We start from the raw sequence: 10,169 nt of genomic DNA on the forward strand, positions 1-10,169 counted from the left end.
CTGTGGCATCCTGAACCGTCGCCAACAGAAAGACACATACACTTCACGCCGATGGACACGACTGTCGCCGACTCGTTGATCGGCACGACGATTGACGGCCGCTACCGGATCACCGGTCGCGTCGCTCGTGGTGGCATGGCCACGGTCTACGGCGCCGTCGACGAGCGCCTCGAGCGCACGGTCGCTCTGAAGATCATTCACCCGTCACAGGCGACCAACGTCCACTTCGTGGACCGGTTCACCGACGAGGCCAAGACGATCGCGCGGCTGACCCACCCCAATGTGGTCGCCGTCTACGACCAGGGCCGCCACCAGGGCCTGCCCTACCTGGTCATGGAGTACGTGCAGGGCCGCACCCTGCGTGACCTGCTCACCCAGCGCCGCCGGCTCAACCCGGTGGAGGCGCTGGCCATCCTCGAGCAGATGCTCGCCGCGATCGCCGCCGCCCACCGGGCCGGCCTGGTCCACCGCGACGTCAAGCCCGAGAACGTGCTGGTCGCCGAGGCGCCCAGCGGCGGCATCGCCAACCTGGTCGACAGCGTGGTCAAGGTGGCCGACTTCGGCCTGGCCCGCGCGGTCGAGGCGAGCAGCAACGACGACTCCGGCCAGCTGATGGCCACGGTGGCGTACGTGGCGCCGGAACTGGTCGCCAACGGCCACGCCGACGCCCGCACCGACGTCTACGCGGCCGGCATCGTGCTCTACGAGATGGTCACCGGCCGGGTCCCGTTCGACGGCGACGACCCGGTCCAGGTGGCCTGGCAACACGTCGACAACGACGTGCCGAAGCCGTCCGCCCTGGTCCGCGGGCTGCCCACGGCGATCGACGACCTGGTCGCCCGGGCCACCCGCCGCGATCCGGGCGCCCGGCCCACCGACGCCGGCGCGCTGCTGGCCGAGGTGCAGGTGGTCCGCGACGACCTGGGCGCGGCGAACGTCGAGACGGCTCTGCTGCGCCAGGTCCCGTCGCGGCACACGGCCGACCGCACGGCGATGATTCCGGCCGTCACCACGACGTTCCCGCAGACCGACCGGCCGACCTGGTCGCGGCTCCCCCAGCAGAGCGGCAGCGTCCACCGGACGACGCCGGCCCGGCGCGGCTTCTTCGCCGAGGGCGGCAAGCGCCGCATCCTGATCCCGGCCGCGATCCTGGTGATGGTCCTGGTCGTGGCCGGCAGCACCTGGTGGGTCACCCTGGGGCGGTACACCGAGGCGCCGACCTTCGTGAACATGACCAAGGCGCAGGCCGAACAGCGGGCCGATCAGGCCGGCTTCGAGCTGATCTACGGCGACGGGCGCTACGACGAGACGGTCGCCAAGGACGTCGTGCTGAGCCAGAACCCGCCGGCCGACGAGAAGATCGTCAAGGGCGGCATCATCACGCTCACGGTCTCGCTGGGCCCGGAACGCTACCCGGTGCCCGACCTGGCCGGCATGGAACTGGCCGCCGCCAAGGGCGAGCTCGACAACGTCAAGCTCAAGCTCAAGGAGGGCAAAGCTCAGTACAGCGATCAGGTCGGCGAGGGCTTCGTGATCTCCAGCGACCCCAAGGCGGGCACCCAGCTGCGCCCCGGTGACACGGTCACGCTGGTGGTCAGCAAGGGCAAGGCGCCGATCACCGTGCCCGACCTGAACGGCAAGAACATCAACGAGGCCCGCCAGATCCTGCAGCAGCTCGGGCTGTCCGCGGTCGAGGCGCGCAAGCAGAACGACGCGCCGCGCGACTCGGTCATCGGCCAGAGCCCGAAGGCGGGCGCCGGGGTCGAGAAGGACACCGAGGTACGCCTGGACGTCAGCGAGGGCCCGCCGTTCGTGACCGTCCCGCGGGTGGTCGACCAGCCGTGCCCGCAGGGCCAGCAGGCGCTCCAGGCGCTCGGGCTCCGGGTCCGCGTCGACTTCAACCCGAACGGCACGGTCCGCGCCCAGCAACCGGCCGAGAACACCCAGGTCGAACCGAACTCCGAGGTCGCGATCCAGTGCTTCTGACGCCGCCGATCGGCTCGCACACGTCGACCTCGGGCGGGCTGGCCAAGACCGGTCTTCGGTACGCCGACGCGGCCGGCTCCGAGGCCGTCCAGGTGTACGTGTCCAACTCGCGCGGCTGGGCCCTGCCGCCCGGCGACCCGAAACAGGACGTGCTGTTCCGCGACGGCATCGGCGAGCGCGGCGTCCCGGCCTACATCCACGCGTCGTTGCTGGTCAACCTCGGTTCGCCGACCACACTGACGCTGGAGCGCTCGGTCGACGTGCTGGAGCACGCGCTGCGCCGCGGCGCCGCGATCGGGGCGACCGGTGTGGTGTTCCACGCCGGCTCCTCGGTCGACCCGGCCCACGACGCGAAGGCCATGCACCAGCTGCACGAGGCGTTGCTGCCGCTGCTCGACCGGGCCGCCGCGGCCGGGCTGCCCCGGCTGCTGGTCGAGCCGAGCGCGGGTGGCGGCCGGAGCCTGGCCTCCAAGGTGGAAGACCTGGCGCCCTACCTGGACGCGGTGGAGGGACACCCGTGGCTGGGTGTCTGCTTCGACACCTGCCACGCCTGGGCCGCCGGGCACGACCTGGCCACGCCGGGCGGGATGACCGCGACGCTGGACGCGCTGATCGCGGCGGCCGGACCGGGGCGGCTCCAGCTCATCCACGCGAACGACTCGAAGGACGAGTGCGGCTCGACGCGCGACCGGCACGAGACCATCGGTCAGGGCCGGATCGGCTCGGCCGCGTTCGCCGAGCTGCTGGCCCACCCGGCGGTGGCCGGCCTGCCGGTGATCGTGGAGACGCCGACCGAGAAGCACGAGGGCCACGCGGCCGACATCGCCCTGCTCAAGTCGTTAAGAGCTGTTTGAGTACGTCGATCGCCTGATCCACGTCGTCGTCGGTGACGTCGAGATGGGTGATGATCCGGGCCACCCGCGGGAGCATGGCGACGATGTGCACGTCCTGTTCGGCGGCCGCCGCGACCAGGCCGGGCGCATCCCAGCGCGTTCCCGACAGGTCGAGCAGGACGATGTTCGTCTGAGCGGTCGTGTCCAGGGCCTCGGCCAGCCGCTTCGCGCGGGCGTGGTCGTCGGCCAGCCGCGTGATGTGATGTTCCAGGGCGTACCGGCCGGCGGCGGCCAGGATGCCGACCTGGCGCATGCCGCCGCCCATCCGCTTGCGCAGCACCCGGGCCTGGGCGATCCGCTCGGCCGAGCCGATGACCAGCGAGCCGACCGGGGCGCCGAGGCCCTTGGACAGGCAGACCGACATGGTGTCGAAGAGCCGGCCGTAGGCGTCGAGCGGGGTGCCGGTGGCGACGTGGGCGTGCCAGACGCGGGCGCCGTCGCAGTGCATCGGGAGGCCCGTCTCCCTCAGGGCGGCCAGCGTGGCGAGCGGGACGACCGTACCCCCGGCCAGGTTGTGGGTCTGTTCCACCGCGATCGCCCGCGTGGGGTTCGACGGGTAGCCGGCCGGGCGGATCATCGCCGCGATCGCGGCCGGGTCGAGGTCGGCGCCGACCGGGCCCCAGGTCCGGGTGGAGACGCCACCGAGCGCGGCGGCCGCGCCCAGCTCGTACGACAGGACGTGCGCGTCGGCCCCGGCCAGCAGCTCACCGCCGGGCGGCACCAGCAGTTGCAGGGCGATCTGGTTGGCCATCGTCCCGGACGGGCAGAACAGCGCCGCCTCGTGCCCGAACATCGCGGCGACCGACGCTTCCAGCGCGTTGACCGTCGGGTCGTCGCCGAACACGTCGTCCCCGACCGGCGCGGCCGCCATGGCCGCACGCATCTCGGCCGTGGGCTTCGTGACGGTGTCCGACCGGAGATCAGCCACGCAACATCTCCGCGACCAGGAACGCCAGTTCCAGGCTCTGCTGGGTGTTCAGCCTCGGGTCACAGGCCGTCTCGTACCGGTCCGGCAGGTCGAGGTCTTCGATGCCCTGCGCGCCGCCCAGGCACTCGGTGACGTCCTCGCCGGTCAGCTCGACGTGGATGCCGCCCGGGTGGGTGCCCAGCCCGCGGTGCACCTCGAAGTAGCCGAGCACCTCGTCGACGATCCGGTCGAAGTGCCGGGTCTTGTAGCCGTTGGACGACTCGTGGGTGTTGCCGTGCATCGGGTCGCACTGCCAGACCACCTTGGCGCCGGCCGCCGTCACCTTCTCGACGATCGGCGGCAGCGCGTCGCGGACCCGGCCGTTGCCCATCCGGCTGATCAGCGTGAGCTTGCCCGGCACGTTGTCCGGGTTGAGCTTCTCGCACAGCTCGATGGCCTGCTCGGGGGCGGTGCCGGGGCCGAGCTTGACGCCGATCGGGTTGGCGATCCGGCTGATGAAGTCGATGTGCGCGCCGTCGATCTGCCGGGTGCGTTCGCCGATCCACAGGAAGTGGCCGGACAGCCCGTAGGCGCGGCTGTCCGAGACGCGGGTCAGCGCCCGGTCGTACTCCAGCGCGAGCGCCTCGTGCGAGCAGTAGAGGCTGACCGTACGCAGGGCCTCGTCGTCGGTCATCCCGCAGGCCCGGATGAAGTCGAGCGTGCGGTCGATCTCGCGGGCGATCGCCTCGTAGCGCTCCCCGGCCGGCGACGCGCGGACGAAGTCCTTGTTCCAGTCGTGCAGGCCGGCCAGGTCGGCCAGACCACCCGCGAGGTACGCCCGGAGCATGTTCATCGCGGCCGCCGAGTTCGCGTACGCCCGGATCATCCGCTGCGGGTCGGCCACCCGCGCCTTCTCGTTCGCGTCCAGCGAGTTGATCATGTCGCCGCGGTAGGCCGGCAGCCCCAGCGCGTCCGTGGCGGCCGACCTCGGCTTGGTGTACTGCCCCGCGACCCGGGCCACCTTGACCACCGGCATCGACGCGCCGTAGGTCAGCACGACCGCCATCTGCAGCAGCGTGCGGGCGTTGGCCAGCAGGTGGCTCTCGGTGTTGTCGGCGAAGGTCTCGGCGCAGTCGCCACCCTGGAGCAGGAACGCCCGGCCCTCGCACACGTCGGCGAGCTTGACCCGGAGCTGGTCGACCTCGTAGGGCGCGACGATCGACGGCACATTCTCGAGGACCTGGCAGACCTCGGCCACCTCGGCCATGTCCGGCCATGGCGGCATCTGCACCCGCGGCTGGTCACGCCACCGGTCGAGGCCGAGAGCCGAGTCCTCGGCGGAGTCGGTGGACGGACGGGAGGTCTGCAGGGCCTGGTTGCCGAACCCCGGATAGCTGAGCTGATGCCACTCTCGGCGCATGCCGCCAGCCTAATGACGCCCGCACCACGCGAAGGAGCGGGGCACCGAACCGGTGCCCCGCTCCTTCTGGTGAGGAAGGGAGGATCAGAGGTTGTTCTTGATGGCCGAGATCAGTTCGCCGTTGCTGGTGTCACCGGAGAACTCCCAGAAGAACGCGCCACCGAGGCCCTGGTTCTTCACGTAGGTCATCTTGGTCCCGACGGTCGACGGGGTGTCGTAGCCCCACCAGTTGCTGCCGCACTTGGCGTAGGCGGTGCCACCGGCGGTGCCGGTCGCCGGGCAGCTGTTCTTGAGGACCTTGTAGTCCTCGATGCCCGCCTCGTAGGTGCCCGGTGCCGCCCCGCTGGCGGAGCCACCCGGTGCGGCCTGCGAGACACCGGTCCAGCCGCGTCCGTAGAACCCGATGCCGAGCAGCATCTTGTTCGCCGGCACGCCCTTGGCCTTGAGCTTCTGGATCGCGGCGTCCGACCAGAAGCCGTTGGTCGGGATGCCCGAGTAGGAGGTCAGCGGCGAGTGCGGCGCCGTCGGACCCTGAGCGCTGAACGCGCCGTAGTAGTCGTAGGTCATCGGCATCACGAAGTCGAGCTTGCTGATGCCCGAGGCGTAGTCGGCCGCGTCCAGTTTGCCGCCGTTCGACCCGTCGGCCGAGATCGCCGAGGTGACCAGGAAGCTCGAGCCGAACTTGTTGCGCAGCGCGGAGACCACGTTGTTGTACGAGGCCGAGCCGCTGGAGTCACAGCTCAGGCCACAGGCGTTCGGGTACTCCCAGTCGACGTCGATGCCGTCGAAGACGTCGGCCCAGCGGGAGTCCTTGACCAGGTTGTAGCAGGAGTTGGCGAAAGCCGTCGGGTTGGCCGCGGCCTGGGTGAAGCCGCCGGACCAGGTCCAGCCGCCGAACGACCAGATCACCTTGATGTTCGGGTATGCCCGCTTGAGCTTGCGGAGCTGGTTGAAGTTGCCGCGCAGGGCGCCGGCGTCCCAGGTGTCGGCCACGCCGTCGACGCTGTTGGCCGAGGTGTAGGCCATGTCGTAGTCGGCGTACGAGTCACCGATCGAGCACTGGCCGCCGGTGGTGTTGCCGAACGCGTACAGGATGTGGGTCAGCTTGCTGGCCGAGCCCGACGTGACGATGTTCTTCACGAAGTACTGGCGGCCGTAGACGCCCCACTCGGCGAAGTAGCCGACGACCTTCTTGCCGCCGTTGCCCGGCGGGTCGGTGGGGGGATCGGTGGGCGGGGTGGTCGGCGGGTCGGAGGGCGGGGTGGTCCCACCGCAGGCCCCGAGGTTCTTCCAGACATCCCACTCGCCGCTCTTCTGCGCCGGGTTCTCGTTCTGGGTCCACCACTTGGCCTGGTAGTTCTTGCCCTGATAGGAAGCGGTGTTGCCACCGTTGTAGACCTGCGTGGCGCTCCATGCGGGCGCACAAGCTTCCGCTGCAGACGCCTGGACCATGGGCATCGCGGCGGCCGTGACCGCAACGATCGCCCCGGCCCATAGAGCGCGGCGTAGGGATTTCTGCACGGCGTCTCCTCATGACCTGAACATTTAGGAAACTTTCCAAAACGAAAGTTGAGGAGACGGTAGTCACATTCATCGACGTCAGTCAAGATGGTCCACACGGATTGAGCACAGGCTTAAGTTTTCGACAGTCAGCAGTACGGCGTGCACTCAAACCACCACGGCGCGTAGTCTGCGGTCATGACCAACAACGCCGAGGGCATCGACCACCGTCGGTCCCCAGAGGGCGTGCGATGACCGTGAACGTCATCGGCGTCGACGCATATGCCCTGGGCTGGGTGGGTGTGGAGCTGCGCGAGGGCCAGTTCGGCCGGGCGCTGCTGGCGTCCACCCTGTACGAGATCGTGGCCGGGAGCTCGGGCGCCGCGGTGATCGGGGTGGACATTCCATTAGGCATGCTGCCCGACCGGTGGCGCGCCGCTGACACCCTCGCCGCCGACCAGCTCGGACCGCGCCGCGGCAGCGTCTTCCGGGTGCCGCCGCGGGCGGTCTGGCAGGAATCGGATTTCGCCACCGCGAACCGGCGCTGCCGCGAGCTGACCGGGTCGGGGCTGAGCCGGCAGTCCTGGGCGCTGCGGCCCAAGCTGCTGGAGGCGAACGCGATCTGGGAACGCCACCCGGGACTCCTCTTCGAGGCGCATCCCGAGGTGTCGTTCCGGCAGATGGCCGGCGAGCCCCTGGCGTACGCCAAGAAGACCTGGACCGGTCAGGCCCGCCGCCGGGAACTGCTCGCGCGGCACGGGATCGTGCTCCCGGACAATCTCGGACCGGCCGGGCAGGCGCCGCCGGACGACATCCTGGACGCGGCCGCCGTGGCGTGGAGCGCTCATCGGATGGCCACCGGCTCAGCCATGTCGCACCCCTCGCCGCCCGAGGAGGCCAACGGTGCCCGGATCGCGATCTGGTACTGACGCGCCGCCCGGCTTCGACAACAGCGCCACCGACAGCCAGAGCACGCCGGCCGAGCCGGCCACCAGGCCACCCAGGTAGACGGCCTCGGGCACGGTGGCGCGTAACGCGGCCGCGCTCAGACCGGCAACGTAGAGCGCGACCGCGCCGCGCGGCAGCACCCCGGCCCGCCACGACGCCACGCCGAAGAGGACCACCCCGGTCAGGAACGTGAAGGCCACCACCACGAAGTACGGCCGGCCGGGGCCGGTCAGCACCTGCTCGCGGGTCGCCGCGTCCTGGAACTGGAGCACGGCGTGGGTCAGGAACTCGACCGCGAACAGGCCGCTGAGCCCGAGGTGGTTGAGCACGAAGCCGGTCAGCCCGAGCCGCCCGGCCCGCTCGCGCTGGACCAGGTAGAACGCGGTCAGGGTGAGCAGCAGCAGCGCGGTCGCGGGCGGGGCCAGGGCGTGGGTGAACGAGTTCTCAGGGATCAGGCCGGCGCGGCGGGCGGCGGCGATCAGCGTGAGCGCCCCGCCGAGCAGACCGGCGTAACCGGCCAGGCGATAGAGGTTCATGCCGGCCACGGTGCCGAAGCCACCCGGTCCGCCGACAGTGCCGATCGGCACCGGCGCGGCACATGACTATCGGCACTGTCCGAGAGCCACCGAACCTCCCTACCCTGGTGCGCATGGCTCCCCCGTTGCGCTGGATGGCTTCGGTGCTCTACCTCGCGGTGTTGAGCACCGGGCTCTACTACGCCGCCGCGGGCCTCTCCCCCGGCTGGTCGCCGGTGTGGTTCGCGGCCGCGCTGGTCGCGCTGCTCGGGGTCGAGCAGATCAAGCCGACCGGACGAGGCATCGGGCTGCTGCTGACCCGCATGGCGCTGATCGAAGTGGTGGTCGCGTTCGACGACGCGGGCTTCGCCCGGCCGCTCTACGTCCTGGTGCCGTTCTTCGCCTACTTCTCCCTCGGCCGCCGGTGGAGCATCGGCCTGGCGGCGGGCTACCTGGCCGCCGGGACGATCCGGGCGTCGTTCACGCCGGGCTGGGCCACCGACCCCGAGATCGTCTCCGACCTGCTGATGCTCTTCGTCGGCATGGTGCTGACCATCGCCACCGCCGCGGTCGCCGACCGCCAGCGCCGCAGCCGGGTGCGCGCCGAGCGGCTGTTCGCCGAGCTGCACGAGGCACAACAACAGGTGGCCGAGCTGAGCGCCACGGCCGAGCGCAACCGCCTGGCCCGCGACATCCACGACAGCCTGGGCCACCACCTGACCGCGATCAGCGTCCAACTCGAGAAGGCCGAGGCGTTCCGGGAACGCGACCCGACGGTCGCCGACCGGGCCGTCGGCGACGCTCGCTCGGCGACCGGCCGGGCCCTGTCCGAGGTACGCGAGTCGGTGAGCACGCTGCGCGCCGATCACTTCTCGCTGACCCGCGCGGTGGCGGTGCTCGCCGACGGGCTCGACGGCCCGGGCTTCTCGGTCTCCGTCGAGCTGACCGGCACCGAGGGCGGGCAACGCCGCGACGAGCTCGAGACGCTCTACCGGGTGGCACAGGAGGCGCTGACCAACGCCCGGCGACACGCGCGGGCCGACGTGGTCTACGTGTCGGTGCGGTTCGGCGAGGTGAGGGTCGAGCTCGAGGTCGAGGACAACGGGCGCGGCTTCGTGCCGGAGCTGGCGACCGGCAACGGGCTGGCCGGGATGCGTGAGCGGGTGGCCTCGGTCGGCGGGGCGCTCCACATCGAATCCGAGCCCGGCCGCGGCACCCGGGTCACGGCCCGGGTGGGGGCCTGATGACCGACGTCCGCGTCATGGTCGTCGACGATCAGGTGCTCGTCTGCGAGGGCATCGCTTCCCTGCTCGGCCTCCAGGAGGGCATCACGGTGGTCGGCACCGCCGGGGACGGGCGCGAGGCGGTCGAGCGCGCCCTCGAGGTCAAGCCCGACGTGGTGCTGATGGACATCAAGATGCCGGTGCTCGGCGGGATCCGCGCGGCCGAGATGATCCGCGACGAACTGCCCTCCTGCCGGGTGCTGATGCTGACCACGTTCAACGACGAGGAATACGTGCTCGACTCCATGCGCGCCGGGGCCAGCGGCTACCTCTTCAAGGACCTGCCGGTGCGCGAGCTGGCCCAGGCCGTGCGGCTGGCCCACGCGGGCGTCGACCAACACGACGCCGCGGCGGTCCGGCGGCTGGTGTCCGCGCTCGACCTGGCGAGGCCGGCCGCCCGGCGGCGACCCGACCTGACCTGACCGAGCGCGAGTTTGATGTGCTCAAGCTGGTCGCGCGGGGCGAGACCAACCGCCAGATCGCCAAGGAGCTTTTCCTCAGCGAGGGAACGGTGAAGAACCACGTGTCGCGGATCCTGAACCGGCTCGGCCTCCGCGACCGGGTACAGGCCGCGCTGCACGCAAAGGACAACGGTTGGCTCTAACTCGAAAATCGACCGTGCCCAGATACGCGGCAGCATCCCGCGGCGCGAAGCGGCGTGGGATGGGTCTTGGTTGAAGCGGTGACTTATGCGGCGAGGTCGAGGGTGACGTGGTA

At 70.7% G+C, this 10,169-nt stretch carries 10 protein-coding genes; 6 read left to right on the top strand and 4 right to left on the bottom strand.

What is annotated here, in order from left to right; translation table 11 throughout:
• The first annotated feature begins 51 nt into the window (after window positions 1–51).
• Both pknB and AB0O15_RS43450 read left to right on the top strand, forming a co-directional pair.
• Entirely contained in the window at window positions 52–1,986 is a 1,935-nt protein-coding gene (pknB, locus tag AB0O15_RS43445; RefSeq protein ID WP_364332435.1) for a Stk1 family PASTA domain-containing Ser/Thr kinase, read from the top strand.
• On the top strand, window positions 1,977–2,840 hold the full coding sequence (locus AB0O15_RS43450; protein ID WP_364332438.1) for a deoxyribonuclease IV: 864 nt from the start codon (window positions 1,977–1,979) through the stop codon (window positions 2,838–2,840). The genes pknB and AB0O15_RS43450 overlap by 10 nt, the downstream gene beginning before the upstream one ends.
• On the opposite strand, the gene AB0O15_RS43455 is transcribed toward AB0O15_RS43450, so the two are convergent.
• The 3 genes from AB0O15_RS43455 to AB0O15_RS43465 all read right to left on the bottom strand — a co-directional run bounded on the left by AB0O15_RS43455 (window position 2,818) and on the right by AB0O15_RS43465 (window position 6,727).
• The gene (locus AB0O15_RS43455; RefSeq protein WP_364332441.1) at window positions 2,818–3,807 is read right to left on the bottom strand and encodes a GntG family PLP-dependent aldolase; all 990 of its coding nucleotides are present in this window, start codon (window positions 3,805–3,807) and stop codon (window positions 2,818–2,820) included. The two genes, AB0O15_RS43450 and AB0O15_RS43455, sit on opposite strands and share 23 nt — an antisense overlap.
• A complete protein-coding gene (locus tag AB0O15_RS43460; RefSeq protein WP_364332444.1) occupies window positions 3,800–5,206 on the bottom strand; it encodes a class II 3-deoxy-7-phosphoheptulonate synthase in 1,407 nt (468 codons plus the stop codon). The genes AB0O15_RS43455 and AB0O15_RS43460 overlap by 8 nt, the downstream gene beginning before the upstream one ends.
• Before the next feature lie 84 nt (window positions 5,207–5,290).
• Window positions 5,291–6,727 carry a glycosyl hydrolase family 18 protein gene (locus AB0O15_RS43465; protein ID WP_364332447.1) on the bottom strand — a complete coding sequence of 479 codons (1,437 nt, stop codon included), beginning with the start codon at window positions 6,725–6,727 and terminating at the stop codon, window positions 5,291–5,293.
• Between the two features lie 230 nt (window positions 6,728–6,957).
• Here AB0O15_RS43465 and AB0O15_RS43470 point away from each other — a divergent pair, with 230 nt between their 5' ends.
• The gene (locus tag AB0O15_RS43470; protein WP_364332450.1) at window positions 6,958–7,635 is read left to right on the top strand and encodes a DUF429 domain-containing protein; all 678 of its coding nucleotides are present in this window, start codon (window positions 6,958–6,960) and stop codon (window positions 7,633–7,635) included.
• On the opposite strand, the gene AB0O15_RS43475 is transcribed toward AB0O15_RS43470, so the two are convergent.
• Window positions 7,570–8,190, bottom strand: coding sequence for a hypothetical protein (locus AB0O15_RS43475; protein ID WP_364332452.1), 621 nt, complete (start codon window positions 8,188–8,190; stop codon window positions 7,570–7,572). The genes AB0O15_RS43470 and AB0O15_RS43475 overlap by 66 nt on opposite strands.
• A gap of 113 nt (window positions 8,191–8,303) precedes the next feature.
• Between AB0O15_RS43475 and AB0O15_RS43480 the strand changes: the two genes are divergently transcribed.
• The 3 genes from AB0O15_RS43480 to AB0O15_RS43490 are packed head-to-tail and all read left to right on the top strand — an operon-like array spanning window position 8,304 to window position 10,056.
• Window positions 8,304–9,413 carry a sensor histidine kinase gene (locus AB0O15_RS43480; protein ID WP_364332455.1) on the top strand — a complete coding sequence of 370 codons (1,110 nt, stop codon included), beginning with the start codon at window positions 8,304–8,306 and terminating at the stop codon, window positions 9,411–9,413.
• On the top strand, window positions 9,413–9,874 hold the full coding sequence (locus tag AB0O15_RS43485; RefSeq protein ID WP_364332458.1) for a response regulator transcription factor: 462 nt from the start codon (window positions 9,413–9,415) through the stop codon (window positions 9,872–9,874). Before AB0O15_RS43480 ends, AB0O15_RS43485 begins: the two co-directional genes overlap by 1 nt.
• A 17-nt stretch (window positions 9,875–9,891) precedes the next feature.
• Window positions 9,892–10,056 (top strand): LuxR C-terminal-related transcriptional regulator, encoded by a 165-nt coding sequence (locus AB0O15_RS43490; RefSeq protein WP_364332461.1) that lies wholly within the window; start codon window positions 9,892–9,894, stop codon window positions 10,054–10,056.
• Window positions 10,057–10,169 lie beyond the last annotated feature (113 nt).

The sequence above is a fragment of the Actinoplanes sp. NPDC089786 genome, assembly GCF_040684855.1.
In the GTDB taxonomy this organism is placed as follows: Bacteria; Actinomycetota; Actinomycetes; order Mycobacteriales; family Micromonosporaceae; genus Actinoplanes.